Below are 22,983 nucleotides of genomic sequence, written 5' to 3'. Positions count from 1 at the left end.
CAAAGACGCGCATCGACGATGAAGCTGGCGAGCCGGCTCGACCATATCGAGCCCTTCTACGTGATGGAGTGCGCCAAGGCTGCCGCCGAGATCGCACGCAGCCCGGCCTGCGACCCGGCTCGGGGCGGCCGGCGCATGATCTATCTGAACATCGGCGAGCCCGACTTCACCGCGCCGGCGGCCGTGCAGCGTGCCGCGCAAGCCTGCATCGAGAGCGGCCACACCCAGTACACGCCGGCGCTGGGCCTGCCCGCGCTGCGCGAGTGCATCGCCGCCTGGTATGGCGAGCGCTTCGGCCTGCAGATCGCGCCCTCGCGCATCATGGTCACCGCCGGCGCCTCGGCGGCGCTGCAGCTGGCCTGCCTGGCACTGTTCGAGCGCGGCGACCAGGTGCTGATGCCCGACCCCTGCTACCCCTGCAACCGCCATTTCGTCGCCGCCGCAGACGCCGAAGCGGTGCTACTGAGCTGCGGGCCGGAGCAGCGCTTCCAGCTTGACGCCGCTCAGGTGGAAGCGGCCTGGACCGACGCCACGCGCGGCGTACTGCTCGCCTCGCCGAGCAATCCCACCGGCACCTCGATCACGCCCGAAGCCATGCAGGCCATCGTGCAGGCGGTGCGCGCGCGCGGCGGCGTGACCATCGTCGACGAGATCTATCTGGGCCTGAGCTACGAGGATCGCTTCGGCCACAGCGCGCTGGCCTATGGCGACGACATCGTCTCGGTGAACAGCTTCTCCAAGTACTTCGGCATGACCGGATGGCGGCTGGGCTGGCTGGTGCTGCCCGAGGCGCTGGTGCCGGCGTTGGAGCGACTGGCACAGAACCTCTTCATCTGCGCTTCCAGCGTGGCGCAGCACGCAGCGCTGGCCTGCTTCGAGCCCGACACCCTCGCCGAATACGAGCGCCGTCGCGCCGAGTTCCGTGCGCGCCGCGACGCCATCGTGCCGGCTCTGCAGCAGCTCGGCTTCAAGGTGCCGGTGCAGCCAGACGGCGCCTTCTACGTCTGGATGGACTGCTCGGCGTTCTCGGACGACAGCTGGGACTTCTGCTTCGACATGATGCGCCGCGCCCATGTGGCGCTGACGCCCGGCCGCGACTTCGGTCGCCACGGAGCAGAGCGCTGGGTGCGCCTCTCCTTCGCCAGCAGCATGGACGATCTGATCGAAGCGGTGGCCCGTCTTGGCCAGGTGCTGCAGCCCAAGGCATGAGCACGTCCCCGTTCAGCCATGGCCTGCGCGTCTACTACGAGGACACCGACGCAGGCGGCATCGTCTACTACGCGAACTACCTGAAGTTCCTCGAGCGCGCGCGCACCGAGTGGCTGCGCGCTCTCGGCTTCGAGCAGGAACGCATGCGCCACGACACCGGCGCCCTCTTCGTGGTCAGCGAAGCGCGGCTGCGCTACCTGAGCCCGGCGAAGCTGGACGACTGGATCGAGGTGAGCGTCGAGCTGATCGACTGCGGCCGCGCCAGCCTGTTGATCCGTCAGCAGGCACGCCGCGGTGAGCAGCTGCTGGCCGAGGGCGAGATCCGCATCGGCTGCGTCGCCGCCACCGACCTCAAACCCTGCCGCATTCCTGCGGCCATACTGCAGGCACTGAACAAGACCTGAGCCTATGAATCAAGATCTGAACATCGTCAGCCTGATCCTGCATGCCAGCCTCCCGGTCCAGCTCGTCATGGCCGGTCTGCTGCTGATGTCGCTGGCCAGCTGGAGCGTGATCTTCACCAAGTTCTTCGCGCTGGGCCGCATCAAGACGGCCAACGAAAGCTTCGAGACCGAGTTCTGGTCCGGCAAGAACCTCAACGACCTCTTTGCCAGCGTCAACGGCCGCATGGACGGCGCGCCGCTGGAGCGCATCTTCGCTGCCGGCATGCGCGAGTTCCTCAAGCTGCGCGAGCGCCGCGTCGGCGATGCCGGCGCCCTGCTTGACGGCGCACGCCGCGCGATGCGCGCCAGCTTCCAGCGCGAGCTCGACGCGATGGAATCGCACCTGTCCTTCCTCGCTTCGGTGGGCTCGGTCTCGCCCTACATCGGCCTGTTCGGCACCATCTGGGGCATCATGCACGCCTTCGTCGGCCTGTCCAACCTGCAGCAAGTGACGCTGGCCACCGTGGCGCCGGGCATCGCCGAGGCGCTGGTCGCCACCGCCATCGGCCTGTTCGCCGCCATCCCCGCGGTGCTGGCCTTCAACCGCTTCGCCCGCCAGATCGACCGCAGCGCGATCACGATGGAGACCTTCATCGAGGAGTTCTCCAACATCCTGCAGCGCAACGCCGGCACGCCCGGCGCTGGAGCAGACTGATGCCTGCAGTCAGCGGACGCGGCGGCCGCCGCCGCACGATCAACGAGATCAATATGGTCCCGTTCATCGACGTGATGCTGGTGCTGCTGATCATCTTCATGGTCAGCGCGCCGCTGATCACCACCGGCGTCGTCGATCTGCCCAGCGTCGGCAAGGCCCGCCAGCAGCCTGACCAGGTGATCCACGTGATCGTCGGCGCCGACGAGAAGCTGCAGATGAAGGTCGACAAGGGCGAGCCCGAGCCGGTGCAGCTCAAGCTGCTGGCCGAGCGCGTCAAGCAGGCCCAGGGCGGCAAGACCGACCAGAGCCCGGTGGTCATCTCCGCCGACAAGGCCGTCAAGTACGAAGCCGTGGTCAAGGTGATGGACACGCTGCAGCGTGCCGGCATCCAGCGCGTCGGCCTGGCCGTGCGCCAGGGCGCCGCCGACTGAGCCACCTGCGTCCGCCCCTGCATCGATGGCCGCCAGCAGCAGCACCTTTCCCGCCAGCACCTTCGGCAGCAGCCGCCCGCCGCAGCGCGAGCGACTGGGTCGAGGCTTCGCCTTTGCACTGGCTGCGCACGCGCTGCTGGTGCTGGCTTTGAGCGCCGGTCTGGCCTGGCGTACGCAGGATCCGCCGGCCTTCGAGGCCGAGCTGTGGGCCAGCGTGCCGGTGGCCGCTGCGCCGCGCGAACAAGAGCCGCCCCCGCCGCCGCCCGAAGAGAGCAAACCCGAGCCCGCCAAGCCCACGCCGCCGCCTGAGGCGCAGGCCGAACAGCAGCGCGAGGCCGAGATCGCCCTGGCGAAGGAGCGCGAACGCAAGCTGAAGAAGCAGCGCGAAGAGGAAGAGCTCGAACGCAAGCGCCTGGCCGAACAGGAGGCCAAGCGCCGCGAGGAGCTGAAGAAGAAGGAAGAGGCGCTCAAGCAGGCCAAGCTCAAGGAAGAGCAGGCCAAGAAGGACAAGGCGGAGAAGGAAAAGGCAGAGAAGGCCAAGGCCGAAGCCGCCGCGAAGAAGGCCGAAGCCGCCGCGAAGAAGGCCGAAGCCCAGGCCGAGGCCAAGCGCGAGGCGCTGCGCCAGGAGAACCTCAAACGCATCCAGGGCATGGCCGGCGCCAGCGGCGGCCCGCAGGCCACCGGCACCGCGCTGCAGAGCGCCGGTCCATCATCCAGCTATGCCGGCCGCATCAAGGCGCGCGTGCGGCCCAACATCATCTACACCGATGCCGGCGCGGCCAACCCGCTGGCCGAGGTGGAGGTGCGCGTCGCACCGGACGGCACCATCCTGAGCCGCCGCCTCGTCAAGCCCAGCGGCAATGCCGAATGGGATGCCGCCGTACTGCGCGCCATCGACAAGACCGAGACCCTGCCGCGCGACGTGGACGGCCGCGTGCCGCCGCTGATGGTGCTGGCCTTCCAGCCCAGGGAGTGACGAAGGGGCGCCCGCCCCAAGCGCGACGACCCAACCAAGGCGCTTCGGGAAGGCTGAGCCACAGCGGAGCACTTGAAGCTCGCCAAAGTCAGCGGGCGTGGGTTTCAGCGCCGTGCAGCTCTTGAATTGATGGTGTTGAAGCGCAGCGGGCAAGTGTGCCAAGTGGCAGCTTCGCAGCGTGTCCGGTCCTTCGTCCGCCGCCGCCGAACTCACGCTGTCGGCTACCTACCGGACACTGGCTTGTTCTGCACCCGGTCGGACGAACGGCTGCTCTCAAGAGCGCTGCGGTCATTTGAGACGCCCTGGGGTGCCACCAGCGCATCACGCCGCCGCATGACCGCTGCTGCGACCGGCGGACTCACGCTGCCGACCCAGAGCGGACTTCCGTTCGATCTGAACCACTGCCCGAAAGCGAGCGCTCAACACTCGAGCTAACCTTACCGCGGAGGCAGGATTTGTAAGCCCGATCCGCGACGATATCGCAGGTGGCGCGTGCCGGGCTTACGAGGCCTGCCGTAGTGGGTCAGGTTGACCGAGGAGTTTGGCTTCGGCGCGCTAGAAGAACGGTTGGACGGCCAGCGTCGACTTCTTGATGGGGAGTTGGAGGCCGAACTTCGTGGTGAGGTCCTCGACCAGCGGAAGGAACCAGTCCGGCGCCTTTGGTGAAACGACAACTTGCTGGATGAGAGTGGGGATCTCGCATGGGACCGCAATGCCGGGAGCCGACTGTCTGCGATCTGAGAGCAAGAGGCGAACTTCCCTCTCATGTTCAAACGCCTTGCGCTTCCTCCAGAAGGCCCCATTGATGTCGGCGAAGTATGTTTCGAAGTCGACGTACTCCACCCGGCCAATTGCAATCCTAGGGTTCTTGCCGAGGGCGGCGTACGCTGCCCCGACTGTCGTCTGGATGGCCACCGCGTGCGTCATCGACGTGGAGTAGAGCCTCCACATGGCTTCAGACTCGTATTCGTTCTCATGCCAGCAACTTATAAACGTCCGCTCGCGATCACGGTTTCCACTGACCTCGATATCTCGAAGAAGCCTTTGGGCGTTAGCCTCGATTTCCTCCTCGGTGATCACTGCTCCTTCTCCTCTCGGGGCACTTCGAATCGCTCGTCGGAAGAAGTCGAGGTAGTGGGAGTCCCATTTGTGCTTATGTTCGACAAGCCCCTTTGCTCCCTCGAAGACATCATCGAAACAGGCCGCGCTCGGGAAGTACAGGCACCTTGTTGAGAGAAGACTTGCGTACTTCGTGAAGTCCATGTACCGCCACAGCACAGCTTCAGGTTCCGGCACCTTGTAGTGTCGCGCCATGTAGTACGTGCGGCGCGCTATCTCACTGAGTTTTGCCTGAGCGCAGCTGCTGCAGACGTAAAGAGGCTCGCCGTTCGTGCCGTAGCCTGAAAAGGAGGTGTCGCCTTGCTGAAATGCATAGCCACACGCAACGCAGTTGTCGTGTTTCTCAAAGACAAGTCGAGCAAGCTCTGGCGTGATTCTCTCGGTGGCGGGCGCATCTGAATCGGTCATTCGGAAGCTAACGTGTTATCGACGGTCTGCATAATGTAGGCCCGTGCCGCGTAATGCGTGCTCCTCTGGTATGGGCAAGTGCATATTCCGCCGGGAGATTGGCTGTCGACTGCTGGCTAACACCGTGCATCGCTGACCGCGCTACAAGTCGGCTGATACTGACCAAAGCAGGCACTCGCGGTCGGCGGCTCCTGGCCGAGTCCGGATTCAAAGAGTCGCTCCCGAATGCGGCCATCAACATTGAGGACGAAATCGGCCTGTGACTGTCGGTGCAATCCATGCTCATGCTGACTGACCGGTGTGGGGGAAGCTGCTGAACTTTCGGTCCCGGCCATCAGCGGGCTTCGCGTACTCCAAAGCTGCCGCCTGCCTAGGTGCTTACTGAAGCAGCCGGACCACCTCCGAAAGCAGTACGTCCAAAGCGCCGCGGAAGTCAACCTGAGGAGCCAGAGGAAGAACTTCCGCTTTACGCACGGGTTGATGGAGGTGCATGTCAGCGATTTTTCTAAGCGAGGTGTCCAGTTGCCGCATTTGCTCGCTGAACGAGCGTGGAGCGGGATAGTTGTTGGCAACCTCGGAAAAGTTCTTCGCGTTAAAGATTGGCGGCACGTGATCGGCGATTGCTCGGACAAGCATGGCCGTTGACATGTGCAGTTCATGGTCGTGCGCAACGTTCAATTCCTCCAGCAGGCGCACTAACCGCTTTAGGTCCCAGTTTTGTGGCTTGGCGCTGCGCAACTGCAGAATTCGACCAGGATCAACGTACGTTAGCTTCCCGCCGGCGTTGGGGATCTTGCGAAGCTGGCTGCTCTTGCGGCGCACCTGATTAAGTCCGCCTTCAACCAAGCCAATGGCCTCGTGGAACTGCTCAAGCATTGGCGGATTGAATGCTCCGAAGCCCGGGAGATTCGTCATCTGCAGCAGGGGCACGCCAAAGTCATTGATGCCAAGCGCCGCGCCCAAGATTCCTTTGGCCTCCAACATGAGGCGTTTGAAGGCTGCTCGGTCCGTGCTGCTCAAATGCGGCGCCGCCGCAGTCGTGGGCTGCTCGAATCGACGCTCCATGTCACGAAGCGCCTCGATGATCTTCTCAAGCTCTTGCTCATGCATGGTTCTATCCGCTGCCATTCACAAGGCGGCATCGTAGAGCCACTCTTGCGCTGCGGTCGGACGACCGGTCCTGGAGGTGAAGCTGCCGGTCCGACCAAGCAGGTCTGAGTGCCCGGTCTTCCCGGCACCTGGCGCTCATGCATAGGCCCGCGAATGTCTCAGACCAGCCTTCATCAGTCTTCCCGCCCCTGCGCCCTCTGCGGCGCCAGCCACCATCTCACGAAATCTGGCCGCCAGCCTCGTGCAGGTCCGCCTGGTTCTGCCAGGCCAGCAGCAGCGCCAGCCGCGTGCCGTCGATCAGCAGGCTCAGTGGCAGGCTGGGCTGGCCGGGGTGGTGGGCTGCTTGCTCGGGCAGGTAGGGAATGTGCATGAAACCGCTGCGCACCGCGCTGCCGGCCAGCTGGTGCTGCAGCCCGTAGAAGACATGGTTGCAGACAAAGGTGCCGGCCGTCTGCGAGACCGAAGCCGGCAGCCCCGCGGCGCGCAAGCCAGCGACCATGGCCTTGATCGGCAGCGTGGAGAAGTAGGCTGCCGGGCCGCCCGACACCACGGGCTCGTCCACGGGCTGAGCGCCGGCGTTGTCGGCGATGCGCGCGTCGTCCACATTGATGGCCACGCGCTCGACCGAGAAGTCACAGCGACCGCCCGCCTGCCCCAAGGCCAGCACCAGATTGGGCCGCGTCTCCAGCATCGCTTCGTGCAGCACTGCCAGCGAGCGGCCGAACACGCAGGGCAGCTGGCGGGCATGCACCTGTGCACCGCCGAGATGCTCGCCGTCCAGCGCGCGCGCCACCTCCCAAGCCGGGTTGATGTCCTCGCCGCCGAAGGGCTCGAAGCCGGTGAGCAGGATCTTCATCACTCAAGTTCCCCATAGCCGCCGCCACCCGGCGTCTCGATCACGAACACATCGCCGACGCCCATCTCCACCTGGCCGATATGGCCCAGCGGCTCGACGCGGCCGTCGGCGCGCTCCACGCGGTTGAAGCCCGGCGCGCCCGCGGCGCCACCGGCCAGGCCGAAAGCGCCCTGTTGCCGGCCATTGCTCAAGATGGCCGCCTGCATAGGCTCGAGGAAGCGCACGCGGCGCACACCGCCGTCGCCGCCCGTCCAGCGCCCGGCGCCGCCCGAGCCGCGGCGGATCGCGTAGCTTTCCAGCAGCACAGGGAAGCGCATCTCCAGCACCTCGGGGTCGGTCAGGCGCGAGTTGGTCATGTGCGTCTGCACGACCGCCGTGCCGTCGAAGCCGGGCCCCGCGCCGGAGCCGCCCGAGATGGTCTCGTAATACTGGTAGCGCGCGTTGCCAAAGGTGAAGTTGTTCATCGTGCACTGGCTGGCTGCCATCACGCCCAAAGCGCCGTAGAGCGCATTGGTCACGCAGCTGGACACCTCCACATTGCCGGCCACCACCGCGGCGGGCGGGCGCGGGTTCAGCATCGACCCTTCCGGCACGATCACCGCTATGGGCTTGAGGCAGCCTGCGTTGAGCGGGATCTCGTCGTCCACCAGCGTGCGGAAGACATAGAGCACCGCCGCCATCGTCACCGCCTTGGGCGCATTGAAGTTGCTGCCCAGCTGCTCAGGCGACGTGCCGCTGAAGTCCACCGTCGCGCCGCGTCGCGCGCGGTCGATGGTGACGGCCACGCGGATCACGGCGCCGTTATCCAGCGCCAGCTCGAAGCACCCGCCTTGAGCCAGCTTCGCGTCCAGCCGAGAAACAGCCACGCGCACGCTTTCCTCGGCGTTGTCCTGCACATGGCGCATATAGGCCTGCACGGTGGCCAGGCCGAACTGCGCCACCATCGCGCGCAGCTCCTGCACGCCCTTCTCGTTGGCAGCGATCTGCGCACGCAGGTCGGCGATGTTCTGCGCCGGGTTGCGCGAGGGCCAGCGTCCGCCGCTCAACAAAGCCGTCAGCTCGGCCTCGCGCAGGCGCCCCTGCTCCACCAGCTTGACGTTGTCCAGCAGCACGCCCTCCTCTTCGATCGTGCGCGAGAACGGTGGCATCGAGCCCGGGCTGATGCCGCCGATGTCGGCATGGTGGCCGCGCGAGGCGACGTAGAACAGCACCTCGCGTTCATCGTCATTCCAGACCGGTGTGACCACCGTCACATCCGGCAGGTGCGTGCCGCCGTGGTACGGGTCGTTGAGCACGAACACATCGCCCGGCCGCATCTGCGGATTGCGTGCGATCACGGTCTTGATGGACTCGCTCATCGAGCCCAGATGCACCGGCATGTGCGGCGCATTGGCGATCAGCTGGCCCGCCTGGTCGAACAGCGCGCAGGAAAAGTCCAGCCGCTCTTTGATGTTGACCGAGTAGGCGGTGTTCTGCAGGCGCAGGCCCATCTGCTCGGCGATGTTCATGAACAGGTTGTTGAACACCTCCAGCATCACCGGATCGACCTGGGTGCCCAGCGCTTGCGCGGCGCGACGCGGCTGCACGCGCTGCAGCTCCAGATGGTCGCGCCCGCTGAGCTCGGCCTGCCAGCCGGCCTCGACCACGGTGGTGGCATTGCGCTCGGCAATGATGGCCGGGCCGGCGACGATGGCCCCGGGGCGCAGGTCCTCGCGCCTGTACAGCGCGGCGTCCTGCCAGCCGTCCTCGCCGTACAGGCGCAGCGCAGCGTGCGGCTCGGGTGTGTAGAGCTCGGCCGACGCCTCGCCCTCATGCAAGGCCTCGCCAGGACCGATCGCCTCCACCGAGACCGATTCGATCAGCAGGCGCTTGCCCGGCATCAGGAAGGCAAAGCGCTGGCGGTAGGCCGCCTCGAAGGCCGTGGTCGCCTCGGCGATGCTGCCCAGTGGCACCTGCAGCGCGGTGTCCGTGCCCTCGTAGCGCAGATGCAGGCGGGGCAGGCGCCGCACCTGCGCGGGCGCAAAGCCCTGCGCGACGATCTCGGCCACCGCCTCGTCGCCAATGCGCGCCAGCAGCGCTTGCGCATCGGCAAGGCCCGCTTCATCGAGCGGCTTCTCCACGGCCGCCTCGCGCATCGCGATCTGGTCGGCCAGGCCCATGCCGTAGGCCGAGAGCACCCCCGCCAGCGGATGCACGAAGACCCGGCTCATGCCTAGCGCATCGGCCACACCGCAGGCATGCTGGCCGCCAGCGCCACCGAAGCATTGCAGCGTGTAGCGCGTCACGTCATAGCCGCGCGCCACCGAGATCTTCTTCACCGCATTGGCCATGTTCGCCACCGCGATCTGCACAAAGCCCTGGGCCAGACCCTCGGGCGTCGCCGCCCTTCCGGTCTTGGCACCGACCTCCGCGGCCAACACCGCGAAGCGCTCGCGCACCACCTCGGCATCCAGTGGCTGGTCGGCCTGCGGGCCGAAGACTTTGGGGAAATGCTCGGGCTGGATCTTGCCCAGCATCACATTGGCGTCGGTGGTGGTCAGCGGGCCGCCGCGCCGGTAGCAGGCCGGGCCGGGATTGGCGCCGGCCGACTCGGGGCCCACGCGCAGCCGCGCGCCGTCGAAGCTGAGGATGGAGCCGCCGCCCGCGGCCACCGTATGAATGCTCATCATCGGCGCGCGCATGCGCACGCCGGCCACCTGGGTCTCGAAGGCGCGTTCGAACTCGCCGGCGAAGTGCGAGACATCGGTGGAGGTGCCGCCCATGTCGAAGCCGATCAGGCGCTCGTGGCCGGCGCTCTGCGCCGTGCGCACCATGCCGACGATGCCGCCAGCCGGGCCGGAGAGGATCGCGTCCTTGCCCTGGAAGCGCTCGGCCGCGGTCAGGCCGCCCGAGCTCTGCATGAAGTACAGCGGCACGCCGGGCATCTCGGCCGCGACCTGCACCACATAGCGGCGCAGGATGGGCGAGAGGTAGGCATCGACCACCGTGGTGTCGCCGCGCGAGACGAATTTCCACAGCGGGCTGACCTCGTGCGAGACCGAGACCTGCGTGAAGCCCAGGCTACGCGCCAGCGCTGCTGCCTTCGCCTCGTGCGCCAGATAGCGGTAGCCGTGCATGAAGACGATGGCGCAGCTGCGGATGCCGGCATCCAGCGCGGCCTGCAGCTGCGGCCGCAGCGCAGCCTCGTCCAGCGCCTGCAGCACCGTGCCGTCGGCCTGCACGCGCTCCTCGGCCTCGATGACGCGCTCGTAGAGCAGTTCGGGCAGCACGATGTGGCGGTCGAACAGGCGCGGGCGGTTCTGGTAGGCGATGCGCAGCGCGTCGCGAAAGCCCGTCGTCGTCACCAGCAGCGTGCGCTCGCCCTTGCGCTCTAGCAGCGCATTGGTGGCCACCGTCGTGCCCATCTTCACGCACTCGACCCGCTCGGCCGGGATCAGCGCGTCGGCGCTCAGGCCCAGCAGGCGGCGGATGCCGGCCACGGCGGCATCGCGGTACTGCTCGGGGTTCTCGGACAGCAGCTTGGCGGTGGCCAGGCTGCCGTCGGGGCGGCGGCCGACGATGTCGGTGAAGGTGCCGCCGCGGTCGATCCAGAACTGCCAGCGGCCGGTGGTGGCGGCGGTACTCGTCGTGCTCGTCATCTCGGAAGTCTTCTTTGCACGCCCAGGCGTGATCGTCGTCTTGGCGCGACACAGTGTAGGCGCGCTGCCGTCGCCCCCATTGGCGACATGCACCCCTCTGTGCGCCCCGCGCGCGGGGAAACACCCAGGCCCCGATCCAGGCACTCAAGCCGCATGGGGTCGATACGCACGAGAACTACACCGGCTCTGCGGCATAGTTCCGCACGGCAGCCTCCGGGCAAGAGGCTAAGCTGCTGCAGGCGCACGCGCCAGCCGCGCATGCGGTACGCTGCGCGGCCAAGACCCCAAGACGCTCAAGGAAGGCATCGATGCAAGACCTGTCCACGCCACTCGCCTGGACCGAGGGAAAGACTCCCGCCCGTAGTGAGGCGCTGGGCAGCATCTTCACCTGGCCCACGCCGCCCTATGCTGCCTATCCGCAGCCGGCGGCACAGAGCGGCTCGGAGCCCTGCGAGATCATCGGCCTGAACAACAGCCGCACCGTCGGCCTGCTGGTCCTGATGGTGCCCGAGGACAGGCTTGCCCAGGTCAACGTGCCGCCGGCGCGCAACCCGATGCCGCTGAAGTTCAACCAGTTCCGGGCGCTCAAGCTGCTGCGCCCGGTGGCGGCCCTGCCCCGCGAGGCCGTCGGCGCCGACGACCCGCTGCCTCTGCACGAGCGTCCTCGCCATCCGTTCACGCTGCACTTCGTGGCCGGCGGGGAATTCAAGGGCGTGACCATCGGCCACTTCCAGGATGAACTTGGCCTGTATCTGTTCCCGCCTATCGGCGAGAGCGACGATTCGGTGCAGCGCATCTTCGTGCCGCGCGAGGCGCTGGCCAGTTTCGACATCGGCGAGCGCATCGGCGACCTGCTGGTGCGCGAGCAGGCGGTGGCAGCCGATCAGGTGGAGGCAGTGGCGCGCGAGCAGCAGGACATGCGCAACCGCCGCGTCGGCGACATCCTCGTGGCCAAGCAGGTGGTCTCGCCCGACCAGCTGATGCAGGCGATCGAGCAGCAGGCCAAGATGCCCATGGTCCGCATCGGCGAGGCGCTGCTGGCGCTGGAGCTGATCACGCAGGCGCAGCTCGACGAAGCGCTGGCGCAGCAACGTCAGGACCGCTCGGTGCCGCTGGGCCAGCTGCTGGTGCGCAAGGGCGTGGTGACGCGTCAGCAGCTGCAGTCGGCGCTGGCGCGCAAGATGGGCTATCCGCTGGTCGACGTGGAGAACTTCCCGGTCGAAGTCGACGCGGTGCGCAAGCTGCCCTTCTCGGTGGCCAAGCGGCTGGAGATGCTGCCGCTGGTGCTGCGCGACGGCAAGCTGATCGTCGCGATGGAAGACCCGACGCGCCGCGACGCCATCGAAGAAGCGGAGTTCGTCTCCCAGCTCAAGGTCGTGCCGACGCTGACCAAGGTCGGTACGCTGCAGTTCACGCTGCCCGCCGTCTACGACCGCCTCGGCGTCGAGGCCGTGGGTGCGAACGATCTGCGCCTGCCGGCTGCCGCGCTGGACTTCGACCTCGAGAATGCCAACAAGCTGATCGAGACGCTGGAGCGCGAAGGCGGCGACGCTGGCGCGCGCGACGACGACAAGCCGATCGAGCAGTCCGACAACTCGCTGGTGCGACTGATCAACTCGATGATCATCGAGGCGCACAGCCAGGGCGTGTCCGACATCCACATCGAGACCTATCCGGGCCGCGAGAAGCTGAAGATCCGCTTCCGCCGCGACGGCGTGCTGCATCCCTATCTCGAGCTGCCGCACACCTACCGCAACGCGATGATCGCGCGCATCAAGATCATGTGCGATCTCGACATCTCCGAGCGCCGCAAGCCTCAGGACGGCAAGATCAATTTCGCCCGCTACTCGGCCCAGCACAAGCTGGAGCTGCGCGTGGCCACCATCCCGACCAACAACGGTCTGGAAGACGTGGTGATGCGCCTGCTCTCGTCCGCTCGCCCGCTGCCGCTGGACAAGCTGGGTCTGTCGGCGCACAACCTCAGCCACCTGAAGGAGGCAGTGTCGCGCCCCTACGGCATGGTGCTGTGCGTCGGCCCCACCGGCTCCGGCAAGACGACCACGCTGCACTCTGCGCTGGCCCACATCAACACGCCCGAGCGCAAGATCTGGACCGCCGAGGACCCGGTGGAAATCACCCAGGCCGGCCTGCGCCAGGTGCAGGTCAACCCGAAGATCGACTGGACCTTCGCCAAGGCCCTGCGCGCCTTCCTGCGCGCCGACCCGGATGTGATCATGGTCGGCGAGATCCGCGACCAGGAGACGGCCGAGATCGCCATCGAAGCCTCGCTGACCGGCCACCTGGTGCTGTCCACGCTGCACACCAACAGCGCTGCGGAGACGGTCACGCGTCTGCTGGACATGGGCATGGACCCTTTCAACTTCGCCGACTCGCTGCTGGCGGTGCTGGCGCAGCGCCTGGTGCGGCGCTGGTGCCCGCACTGCCGCAAGAGCGAACCGCTGGGCGATGCCGAGCTCGACGAGCTGATGGCCGACTACCTGCATGTGATGCCGGCCGAGCAGCGACCGACGCGCGAGGCCCTGCGCGCCGAGTGGCAGCAGAGCTACGGCGAGCAAGGCCGGCTGATGCACTACCACAGCCCCGGCTGCGGCCATTGCGAGCACACCGGCTACAAGGGCCGCGCCGGCCTGCACGAGCTGCTGACCGTCAGCAAGACAGTGCGCCGCCTGATCCAGACCGGCGGTCGCGCCGAGGACATCCTGCAGACCGCGCTCGCCGAAGGCATGCGCACGCTGCGCCAGGATGGCATCGTCAAGGTGCTGGCCGGCGTCACCTCGCTGGCCGAAGTCCGCGCCAACAGCAACAGCTGAACGCTGACGCGATAATGACGGCAACCGGCGGCAATCGCGCCGCCCCGGCCCGCGACTGACGATCACCCTCGTCCGCGGGCCTCTGTACGGAGTTCCGTCATGGCCCATTCCCTGTCCGCCGCCGCCTCGGCCGCACCGCCGCGCGCCGTGGTCGACGTCGCGCATGCCCAGGCCATCGCCTCGTCGCACGAACGCTGCCAGGCCTTCGGTCTGAGCGCTCATGCGGCGCCGGATCTGCGTCGGCTCGATGCCAGCGCGCTGACCGATCTGCAGCAGCGCAATGCCCGGCTCTGCGCGCAAGCGCTGCCGGTGATGGACATGCTCTACGAGCAGCTCACCCATGCGCAGAGCATGGTGCTGCTCACCGACGCCAGCGGCTGCATCCTGCACGCGCGTGGCGACGCCGGCTTTCTGGAGCGGGCACAGCAGGTGGCGCTGGCGCCCGGGGCGTTGTGGGCCGAGGCCGAAAAGGGCACCAACGCCGTCGGTACGACGCTGATGACAGAGGCACCGACGCTGGTTCACGCCCATGAGCACTACCTGCGCGCGATGCAGTTCCTCACCTGCTCGGCCGCACCGATCTTTGATCACAAAGGCACGCTGCTCGGTGTCATCGACGTTTCGGGCGACCGCCGCTCCTACCATCCGCACACGCTGGCGCTGGCCACGATGTCGGCCCGCATGATAGAGGGCCAGTGGTTCGCCGACCGCTTCCGCCACAGCACGCGACTGCATCTGCACACCAATCCGATGGGCCTGGGCACGCTGCACGAGGCACAGCTGGCGCTGGACGAGGACGGCCGCGTGCTCGGTGCCGATCGTCGCGCGATCGAACTGCTCGGCCTGGGCCCCGCGGTGCTGCGACGTGAGACGGTGGAGCGCCTGTTCGGCTGCAGCATGGGCGGACTGGCCCACGCGGTGCGCAGCCTGCCGGAAGGCACGCTGCGCCTGCGCCACCCCCTGCGGCCTGCGGACACGCTGCATGCCAAGCTCAGCCTGGCGCCGCAGGGTCTGGGCGCACAACGCACGCAGACGCGCCGAGAACTGGCGGATGAGCCGGTGTTCGAACGCAGCCAGCCGCTGCCGGCTCCGCCCGCGCTGGCTCCGGCGGCCGTCGCTGCCGCCCCTGCCGAAGGCTCGCACAATCTGCGCGAGCTGGAACGCCAGACGATACGCGCCGCGATCCAGGCTGCCAGTGGCAACCTCTCCGCCGCAGCCCGTCAGCTGGGCATAGGCCGCAGCACCCTGTACCGCAAGCTGCGCGAACTCGGCTGAGCCCGGCACGCCCGGCGGCAGCGCCGTATCATCGCCGCCGGCCGCTTGGCCTCCCACCGACCCTTACTCGCGCTGCAATCTGGCATGACCGCTCCCACATCGACCCCGCCTCGCCTGTCGTCCCTGTCGCATGGAGGCGGCTGCGGCTGCAAGATCGCCCCCGGCGTGCTGGCCGAGATCCTGAAGAACAGCGGCGCCAGCGCCATCGTCCCGCCGCAGCTGCTGGTGGGCATCGAGACCTCGGACGACGCCGCCGTCTACCAGCTCAACGACGAGCAGGCGCTGGTTGCGACGACCGACTTCTTCATGCCCATCGTCGACGACCCCTTCGACTTCGGCCGCATCGCCGCGACCAACGCGATCAGCGACGTCTATGCGATGGGCGGCAAGCCCATCCTCGCGCTGGCCCTGGTCGGCATGCCGATCAGCGTGCTGCCGCCGGAGACCATCGGCCGCATCCTGGCCGGCGGCCAATCGGTCTGCGCTGCCGCTGGCATCCCGATCGCCGGCGGCCACACCATCGATTCGGTGGAGCCGATCTACGGCCTGGTCGCGTTGGGCCTGGTGCATCCCAAGCGCGTCAAGCGCAATGCCGATGCGAAGCCCGGCGACCTGCTGGTGCTGGGCAAGCCGATCGGCGTGGGCGTGCTCTCCGCCGCGCTGAAGAAGGACAAGCTCGGTGAGGCCGGCTATGCCGAGATGATCGCCAACACCACCAAGCTCAACACGCCCGGCCCCGAGCTGGCCGCCATCGACGGCGTGCATGCGTTGACCGATGTCACCGGCTTCGGCCTGGCCGGCCACGGACTGGAACTGGCGCGCGGTGCCCAGGCCCGCGTCGTGATCGACTGGCCGCAGGTGCCGCTGATCGAGGGCGCCCGCGAGCTGGCCGCGCAGGGTCTGATCACCGGCGCCTCGGGCCGCAACTGGGCCAGCTACGGCAGCGATGTCGAGCTGCCCGCGGGCTTCGCCGACGCCGACCGCGCGCTGCTGTCCGACCCGCAGACCAGCGGCGGCCTGCTGGTGTCCTGCGCGCCGTCCTCGCTGGAGGCGGTGCTGGCCGTCTTCAAGGCGCACGGCTTCGCCCGCGCGGCGGTGGTCGGCCATATCGAGGCGGCCGACGCCGCCGGCCCGCGCCTGGCCGTCCGCGGCTGATCTCGGCCACGCTGGCGCACGGCCTGCCACATCAGCGCAGGGACGCAATGCCCCTGCGTTAGCATCGCGGGCAGGGAGGACCGATGCGATGCGGACTTGTAAGGAATTGACTGCCGGCCATCGTCAGCGCCGGCGCTTGGTCAGCGCGCTCGCGGCGGGGCCTGCGCTGCTGTGCAGCCCCGGCCTGCTGCGTGCGGCACCGGCCGACGGCGCCTCCGAACGGTTGCGCCGCCAGCTGGATGAACGCCTGCGCTACCAGGGCGTGGGCCTGCAGGCCTTCGAGCTGGACGGCGACCGTCTGGCGCTGGCCGCTGCCGGAGCCACACCGCCGTTGGAGCAGCGGCCGCTGTTCGAGATCGGCTCGATCACCAAGACCTTCACCGCGCTGCTGCTGGCCGACGCCAGCCTGCGCGGCGAGCTGCGCCTGGACGACCCGCTGGAACCGGTGCTGGACCTGCAGCTGCGCGACCGCAGCGGCCAGCCGCTGCGCTGGATCGACCTGGCCACGCACCGCTCGGGGCTGCCGCGGCTGCCCGGCAATCTGCAGCCTCGCGACGCGGCCAATCCCTACGCCGACTACAGCTGGTCCGATCTGCAGATCTTTCTGCGCGGCTGGCAGCCCCAGCGGGAACGCGGCGCGCACTACGAGTACTCCAACCTCGGCTACGGACTGCTCGGGCAGGCGCTGTCGATGAAGGCAGGCCTGCCCTTCGATGCGCTGCTGGGCGATCGCGTGCTCAAGCCGCTGGGCTTGACGGCCACGCGCCTTGCGCCGACGGCACAGAGCCTGCTGGTGCCCGGCCATGATGCGAAGGGCAAGCCGGTGCCGGGCTGGCGCTTCCAGCCCGCGATGGCGGGCGCCGGCGCCCTGCTCGCCCCGCTGCAGGACCTGGCACGCTATGCCCAGGCGGCGCTCGGCCAGCTGCCGGCCAAGCCGCTGGCCGAAGCCTTTGCGCTGTGCCAGCGCCGACATGCCGATGGCCTTGGCCCGATGAACCCGACCGGCCTGGCCTGGATCATCGCCCCGCTGAACGGGCGGACCGTGCTGAACCACGATGGCGGCACCGGCGGCTTCGCCAGCTCGCTGTGGCTGGACCCGCAGCGCGGACGTGCCGCCGCCGTGCTGGCCAATGCTTCCGTCGAGGTCAGCGACCTGGCGCTGCACCTGCTGGACGCCAGCGTGCCGGCGAAAAATTTCGCCAGCACGCAGCAAGCTGCCATCGCGCTGACGGCCGAGCAGCTGGCACTGCTTGCCGGCGTCTACGCCTTCAACAGCGGCTTCAAGCTGCGCATCACGACGCGCGGTGAGCGCCTCTTCGCCCAGGCCACCGGTCAGGGCGAGTTCGAGCTCTTCGCGAAAGCGCCACGCCAGTTCTTTGCCCGCATCACGCCGCTGGAGATCGTGTTCGATGGCGAGCCGGGCGGTGCGTCCCCGGCGCTGACGCTGCTGCAGGGCGGACAGCAATTGCGATTCGCCCGCGAGCCGTGAGCGAGCTGACCACCTTGCTCGACAGGCTGCGGGAGCAGCACGCGCCGGACTCGCAACTGCAGCGCATCGAGGCGCTGCATGGTCTGGCCCGGCAGGAGCCGAGTCTCCGCGCGCTGTTCCTGGTCGGCTCCTTTGCCAAGGGCAGCGGCAATCGCGTCTCCGATCTGGACCTGGTCGCACTCGTCGACGACGGACAGCAACAGCGCATCCTCGAGTTGGCCGAGCCCCTGCTCGGCGCGGGTGTCCAGATCTTGGACCGCTTCGACGGACGGCATCGCGACATCGGTGCCTTCCGCAAGTACGTCTACCTCGACTTCAGCAGCGTGGAGTTGCACGCCTTCGGCATGGCCGCGGGCTTCCGTCTGTATCGCCCCTATCTGGTGATCTGGGACCCGGAGAACCTCGCCGCCGCCTGCGCGACCGAGGGCGAACCGATCCGTCACGAGGACTTCGAGCCCTATATGTACGGCGACGCCGGGCTGATCTGGGAGCTGGTGGACTGCATCAAATGGCTGGCGCGTGGCCGCACCGAACTGGCCAAGCGCTACCTGGTGCGGCTGGGCCGGAAGATCGAAGCCACCGAGGTCCGCTGATCAGCGCGCAAGCAGCGTCGCGATCGCTGCCGCCATGCGGGCCGCGGCGCCGCGATGCTGGGCAGCGAAGGCCTGCGCGGCCTGCTGCATCCTGGCACGTGCCGGGTCGTCCGCGCACAGGGCCAGGCCCTGTTCGATGGCCGCCGCCATGTCAGCCACCCGCCGTGCCGCGCCGGCGGTCAGCGCCAGCTCGGCCGCCTCGGCGAAATTGAAGGTGTGCGGGCCCATCAGCAGCGGGCAGCCGCAGGCCGCCGCCTCGATCAGGTTCTGGCCGCCCAGTTTTTCAAAGCTGCCGCCGAGCAGCGCGACATCGGCGACGCCGTAGTACAGCGGCATCTCGCGCATCGAATCGCCAAGCCAGACCTCGGCGGCCAGGGCGTCCTGCGGCGGCGCATCGTCCCAGCTGCTGCGGCGCGCCAGCCGCAGGCCTTGCGCCTCGACCATCGCTGCGACCTCGTCGAAACGCTGCGGATGGCGCGGCACGATGACCAGCAGCGGCCGCCCCGCCGCCGGCAGCCGCGCCCACGCTGCAAGCAGCGGCGCCTCCTCGCCTTCGCGGCTGACCGCCATCAGCAGCACCGGCCGGGCCAGCTGCGCACGCCAGCGCTGGCCGCGCGCCAGCTGCGCCGCGTCAGGATGCAGGTCGTACTTCAAATGGCCGCAGACCTGCACCTCGGCCACGCCGGCCTGACGCAATCGTTGCGCGTCCGCCTCGCCTTGCGCCAGCGCCAGCCGCAGGCGCCGCGCCGCGGGACGCATCAGCAGCGCGAAGCGCTCGCCCTGGCGCAGGCTCTTGGCCGACAGCCGTGCATTGGCCAGCACCATGGGCAGGCCGACACGGTCGGTCTCGCGCTGCAGCGCCGGCCAGATCTCCGTTTCCATCAGCACGCCGACGGCCGGCTGCCAGTGGCGCAGGAAACGGCGCACCGCGCCCGGCGTGTCGTAGGGCAGCCAGGTCTGCGCATCGATGCCTTCGCGCAGCAGCTCGCGGCCGGCCTCGAAGCCGGTGGCCGTGCTGTGCGTCAGCAGCAGGCGCAGCCCCGGCTGGCGCTCGCGCAGCGCTTCGATCAGCGGCGCGGCGGCGCGGGTCTCGCCCAGCGAGACGGCATGCAGCCACAGCCGGCCGGGCTCGGTCGGCGCGTAGCCCAGACCCAGGCGCTGGCCCATCGCGTGGCGGTACAGCGGCTCGGCCTTGCCGCGCCGCCACAGCCGCAGCAGGTAGGCGGGCGTGAGCAGGCGCAACACTGCGCCGTAGGCCCAGCGGGCCAGGCGCTCGGTCAGCGTGTCGGCCTGGACCAAAAGCGAAGCGCAGCGGGCAATCAGTGCGCCGCCGCGGCAAAGCTGGCGTCGGGTTTCACACGCTTGAGCTGGGCCAGCAGCGCATGCTCGATGCGCGCCATCGCCTCGGGCGTGTGGCCCTCGAAACGCAGCACCAGCACCGGCGTGGTGTTGGACGCGCGGATCAGGCCGAAGCCGTCCGCGTACTCGACGCGCAGGCCGTCGATCTTGTTGATCTCCAGCGCGCCGGGGAACTCGGCGGTCTCCTGCAGCATCGCCACCACGCTGTGCTGCTCGCCCTCGGCGCAGGGCACGTTGATTTCCGGCGTGGCATAACTGTTGGGCAGCGCGTTGAGCACGGCGCTGGGGTCGTGCTCGCGCGAGAGGATTTCCAGCAGGCGCGCGGCGGTGTACATCGCGTCGTCGAAGCCGTACCAGCGCTCGGCGAAGAAGATGTGGCCCGACAGTTCGCCGGCCAGCGGTGCACCGGTCTCCTTGAGTTTGGCCTTGGCCAGCGAGTGGCCGGTCTTCCACATCAGCGGACGGCCGCCGTGCTCGCGGATCCACGGCGCCAGGCGCTGCGTGCACTTGACGTCGAAGATGATCTCGGCGCCCTTGTTGCGTCCCAGGATGTCGGCCGCAAACAGCATGATCTGCCGATCCGGCATGATCATCTGGCCGTCCTTGGTGACCACGCCCAGGCGGTCGCCGTCGCCGTCGAAAGCCAGGCCCAGCTCGGCGTCGGTGGCATGGACGATCTTCTTCAGGTCTTCGAGGTTCTCGGGGCGCGAAGGATCGGGGTGGTGGTTGGGGAAGTCGCCATCCACCTTGGAATAGATATCGATCACCTCGCAGCCCAAAGCGCGCAGGATGGCCGGCGCGCTGGCGCCGGGGATGCCGTTGCCGCTGTCAACGACGATCTTCATCGGGCGCGCGAGCTTGCAGTCGGAGACGATGCGATGCAGGTACTCGGGACCGATGTCCATGCTGGCCAGGCGACCCTGGCCCGTCGCATAGTCCTCGGCCTCGATGCGGCGGCGCAGGCCCTGGATCTGCTCGCCATAGACGGCGGCGCCCTGCAGCACCATCTTGAAACCGTTGTAGTCCTTTGGGTTGTGGCTGCCGGTCACCTGGATGCCCGAGGTGCAGCCGTGCTTGCCGCGCGTCGCGGCGACGTAATAGAGCATCGGCGTGGTCACCATGCCCAGATCCACCACATCAAGACCGGTGGAGCGGATGCCGCGCGCCAGCGCCTGCACCAGTCCGGGTCCCGAGAGGCGACCGTCGCGGCCGACCACCACCGCCTTTTCTCCCAGAGCCTTGGCCTCGGTGCCGAAGGCGCGGCCGAGATGCTCGGCCAAGGCTTCGTCCAGGGTCTTGCCGACGACACCGCGAATGTCATAGGCCTTGAAGATGGAGGCAGGTACTTGCATGGTGATGAAGCTGTGCTCGGTTGATCGTGGGTGCCACGGGCAGCGCGGATTGTAGGCAGGGCCGGCGACCATTCGTCGCCCCGGCTGTCGATTCGTCGCTGCACCGGGGCGGCCCCGGGTCGTCCCGTCTAGTCTGCCGAGCATCCCAGCCCGAGACTGCACACCATGTCATTCCAGCGCCTGCAAGACGACTTCGCCCATGCCCTGAGCCGCTACTTCCGCCTCTACAAGCGGCGTGACGAGCCGGCCTGGGCGCGGCTGCTGATCAGCAGCGGCATCGGTCTGTTCTTCCCCACACTGTTCCTCAGCCTGGGCGTCGTGTTCGGCCGCGCCAGCATCGGCCTGCCGACCTTGCTGGTCAGCTATGCGCTGGGCCTGTTCATCGCCTACAGCATCCACGGCTTCTACCGCGTCTTCGAGCTGCTCACGCCGGAGCCCACGCTGCAGCGCCTGAACCGCGGCGAGCTGAAAGCCGGCGTGTTCTTCGCCGTGGTGCCCATCGCCATCATGCTGCTGAGCTTCTGGATCTTCGTCCAGCTGCTGCGGGCGCTGGCGCAGATCGAGGTCGCGCGCACGCCCTTCGACTCCACGCGCGCCATCGGCCAGTTCCTCTTCATCAGCCTGGTGTTCGCGCTGATCGGCACCTATCTGGCCTGGCAGGCGGCCAAGCGCCGCAGCCTGCAGCTGCAAGCCACCGAGGCACAGCTGCTACGCATGCAGGCGCAGATCGAGCCGCACTTCCTCTTCAACAGCCTGGCCGCGGTGCAGAGCCTGATCGACCCGGCGCCGGCGCGCGCCAAGCAGATGCTGGAACATTTCACCGATTACCTGCGCGCCAGCCTGCAGACCCTGCGCGCCGAGGTCTGCACGCTTGAGCAGGAGCTGCAGGCGGTGCAGAGCTATCTGGGCCTGATGCAGATCCGCATGGACGATAGGCTCAGCTTCGAGATCCAGGCCACGCCCGAGGCCCGCCGTGCACGACTGCTGCCCCTGCTGCTGCAGCCGCTGGTGGAGAACGCCATCAACCATGGCCTGGAAGGCAAGACCGACGGCGGCCATCTGCAGATCAGCGCCAGCGTCGCCGACGGTCTGCTGACGCTGCAGGTCCGTGACAACGGTCTGGGTTCCGCGGCACCGAAACGACGCGCCCGACCCGGCAATGGCCTGGCGCTGAAGAACATCCGCGAGCGTCTGGCCGCCCGCTACGATGACGCCGCGTCGCTCAGCCTCGAGCTGAACGACTCAGGCTGCTGCGCCACGCTGCGCCTGCCCCTTGAGAAGGAGACCTTGCAAGCATGAGTCGCGCCCTGATTGCCGACGACGAGACGCATCTCGCCCGCCACCTGCAGGAGCAGCTGCTGGCCCTGTGGCCGGGGCTGGAGATCGTCGCCCTGGCCCGCAATGGCGACGAGGCGGCCCGCCAGATCGACGAACTTCAGCCCGATGTCGCTTTTCTGGACATCCAGATGCCCGGACTCAGCGGCCTGGAGGTGGCGCAGGGCATCGAAGGTTCGACGCAGGTGGTCTTCGTGACCGCCTATGACGAGTACGCGGTACAGGCCTTCGAGCAGGCGGCGCTGGACTATGTGCTCAAGCCGATCAAGACCGAACGCCTGGCACAGACCGTCCAGCGGGTGCGGGCCGCGCTCGCGGCAGCCCCCGCCGAGCCTGGCCCCGCCCTGTCGCAGGCCCTGCAACGCATCCACGCCGCACCGACGCAGCCGCGGCTGCGCTGGATACGGGCCAGCCAGGGCGAGCTGACCCATCAAGTGCCGGTCGAGCAGGTGCTGTACTTCCATGCCGACGACAAGTACACCTGTGTACAAACGACGGACGCCGAGTACCTGATCCGTACCCCCATCGTCGAGTTGCTGCCCCAACTCGATCCCGAGCAGTTCTGGCAGGTGCATCGCTCCACCGTGGTCAATCTGGCCCACCTGGCCGGCACGCGGCGCGACGCGGCCAGCCGGCTATTCCTGCGCATACGCGGCCATGAGCGCGAACTGCCGGTCAGCCGCGCCTATGTCCATCTGTTCAGGGCCATGTAAGCCTGTGTCTTACAGTAGCTGACAGGGAGTCATCGG

Annotated in this window: 18 protein-coding genes; 12 read left to right on the top strand and 6 right to left on the bottom strand. The window is 68.1% G+C overall.

Going from position 1 to position 22,983, the window contains the following annotated elements; genetic code table 11:
- The first annotated feature begins 18 nt into the window (after positions 1-18).
- Genes AC2EBS_RS04235 through tolA form a run of 5 tightly spaced genes read left to right on the top strand, consistent with a single transcriptional unit; the run spans position 19 to position 3,714 of the window.
- The gene (locus AC2EBS_RS04235; RefSeq protein ID WP_484727118.1) at positions 19-1,209 is read left to right on the top strand and encodes a pyridoxal phosphate-dependent aminotransferase; all 1,191 of its coding nucleotides are present in this window, start codon (positions 19-21) and stop codon (positions 1,207-1,209) included.
- Positions 1,206-1,613, top strand: coding sequence for a tol-pal system-associated acyl-CoA thioesterase (ybgC, locus tag AC2EBS_RS04230; protein WP_484727117.1), 408 nt, complete (start codon positions 1,206-1,208; stop codon positions 1,611-1,613). The genes AC2EBS_RS04235 and ybgC overlap by 4 nt, the downstream gene beginning before the upstream one ends.
- A 4-nt stretch (positions 1,614-1,617) precedes the next feature.
- Positions 1,618-2,307 carry a protein TolQ gene (tolQ, locus tag AC2EBS_RS04225; protein WP_484727116.1) on the top strand — a complete coding sequence of 230 codons (690 nt, stop codon included), beginning with the start codon at positions 1,618-1,620 and terminating at the stop codon, positions 2,305-2,307.
- Positions 2,307-2,738, top strand: coding sequence for a protein TolR (gene tolR / locus AC2EBS_RS04220; RefSeq protein ID WP_484727115.1), 432 nt, complete (start codon positions 2,307-2,309; stop codon positions 2,736-2,738). Before tolQ ends, tolR begins: the two co-directional genes overlap by 1 nt.
- Positions 2,739-2,763: 25 nt before the next feature.
- The gene (tolA, locus tag AC2EBS_RS04215) at positions 2,764-3,714 is read left to right on the top strand and encodes a cell envelope integrity protein TolA (RefSeq protein ID WP_484727114.1); all 951 of its coding nucleotides are present in this window, start codon (positions 2,764-2,766) and stop codon (positions 3,712-3,714) included.
- A 555-nt stretch (positions 3,715-4,269) separates the two neighbouring features.
- Here tolA and AC2EBS_RS04210 read toward each other — a convergent pair.
- From AC2EBS_RS04210 to AC2EBS_RS04195, 4 genes are all read right to left on the bottom strand, one after another.
- Entirely contained in the window at positions 4,270-5,241 is a 972-nt protein-coding gene (locus tag AC2EBS_RS04210) for a hypothetical protein (protein WP_484727113.1), read from the bottom strand.
- 378 nt (positions 5,242-5,619) lie between these two features.
- Positions 5,620-6,351: a hypothetical protein gene (locus AC2EBS_RS04205; RefSeq protein ID WP_484727112.1), complete on the bottom strand. Its 732-nt coding sequence runs from the start codon at positions 6,349-6,351 to the stop codon at positions 5,620-5,622.
- A gap of 217 nt (positions 6,352-6,568) precedes the next feature.
- Complete coding sequence (pcp, locus tag AC2EBS_RS04200; protein WP_484727111.1) at positions 6,569-7,210, bottom strand: pyroglutamyl-peptidase I; 642 nt, start codon at positions 7,208-7,210, stop codon at positions 6,569-6,571.
- The gene (locus AC2EBS_RS04195; protein ID WP_484727110.1) at positions 7,207-10,845 is read right to left on the bottom strand and encodes a hydantoinase B/oxoprolinase family protein; all 3,639 of its coding nucleotides are present in this window, start codon (positions 10,843-10,845) and stop codon (positions 7,207-7,209) included. The genes pcp and AC2EBS_RS04195 overlap by 4 nt, the downstream gene beginning before the upstream one ends.
- Before the next feature lie 308 nt (positions 10,846-11,153).
- Here AC2EBS_RS04195 and AC2EBS_RS04190 point away from each other — a divergent pair, with 308 nt between their 5' ends.
- The 5 genes from AC2EBS_RS04190 to AC2EBS_RS04170 all read left to right on the top strand — a co-directional run bounded on the left by AC2EBS_RS04190 (position 11,154) and on the right by AC2EBS_RS04170 (position 18,188).
- A complete protein-coding gene (locus AC2EBS_RS04190) occupies positions 11,154-13,676 on the top strand; it encodes a GspE/PulE family protein (RefSeq protein WP_484727109.1) in 2,523 nt (840 codons plus the stop codon).
- Positions 13,677-13,775: 99 nt separating this feature from the next.
- Positions 13,776-14,951, top strand: a complete 1,176-nt coding sequence (locus AC2EBS_RS04185) for a sigma-54-dependent Fis family transcriptional regulator (RefSeq protein ID WP_484727108.1) — start codon at positions 13,776-13,778, stop codon at positions 14,949-14,951.
- A gap of 84 nt (positions 14,952-15,035) precedes the next feature.
- Positions 15,036-16,106, top strand: coding sequence for a selenide, water dikinase SelD (selD, locus tag AC2EBS_RS04180; RefSeq protein ID WP_484727107.1), 1,071 nt, complete (start codon positions 15,036-15,038; stop codon positions 16,104-16,106).
- Between the two features lie 88 nt (positions 16,107-16,194).
- Positions 16,195-17,595: a serine hydrolase gene (locus AC2EBS_RS04175; protein ID WP_484727106.1), complete on the top strand. Its 1,401-nt coding sequence runs from the start codon at positions 16,195-16,197 to the stop codon at positions 17,593-17,595.
- Positions 17,592-18,188 carry a nucleotidyltransferase domain-containing protein gene (locus AC2EBS_RS04170; protein WP_484727105.1) on the top strand — a complete coding sequence of 199 codons (597 nt, stop codon included), beginning with the start codon at positions 17,592-17,594 and terminating at the stop codon, positions 18,186-18,188. Before AC2EBS_RS04175 ends, AC2EBS_RS04170 begins: the two co-directional genes overlap by 4 nt.
- Here the strand turns inward: AC2EBS_RS04170 and AC2EBS_RS04165 are convergent, their stop codons facing one another.
- Both AC2EBS_RS04165 and AC2EBS_RS04160 read right to left on the bottom strand, forming a co-directional pair.
- Positions 18,189-19,487: a 3-deoxy-D-manno-octulosonic acid transferase gene (locus AC2EBS_RS04165; protein ID WP_484727104.1), complete on the bottom strand. Its 1,299-nt coding sequence runs from the start codon at positions 19,485-19,487 to the stop codon at positions 18,189-18,191.
- 20 nt (positions 19,488-19,507) lie between these two features.
- On the bottom strand, positions 19,508-20,899 hold the full coding sequence (locus tag AC2EBS_RS04160; protein ID WP_484727103.1) for a phosphomannomutase/phosphoglucomutase: 1,392 nt from the start codon (positions 20,897-20,899) through the stop codon (positions 19,508-19,510).
- Between the two features lie 165 nt (positions 20,900-21,064).
- Here AC2EBS_RS04160 and AC2EBS_RS04155 point away from each other — a divergent pair, with 165 nt between their 5' ends.
- Together AC2EBS_RS04155 and AC2EBS_RS04150 are read left to right on the top strand one after the other, a co-directional pair.
- The gene (locus AC2EBS_RS04155; protein WP_484727102.1) at positions 21,065-22,198 is read left to right on the top strand and encodes a sensor histidine kinase; all 1,134 of its coding nucleotides are present in this window, start codon (positions 21,065-21,067) and stop codon (positions 22,196-22,198) included.
- Positions 22,195-22,947, top strand: coding sequence for a LytR/AlgR family response regulator transcription factor (locus AC2EBS_RS04150; protein ID WP_484727101.1), 753 nt, complete (start codon positions 22,195-22,197; stop codon positions 22,945-22,947). Before AC2EBS_RS04155 ends, AC2EBS_RS04150 begins: the two co-directional genes overlap by 4 nt.
- Positions 22,948-22,983 lie beyond the last annotated feature (36 nt).

The sequence above is a fragment of the Roseateles sp. T103 genome, from assembly GCF_057219915.1.
This window is presented reverse-complemented; position numbering and strand designations above follow the sequence as displayed.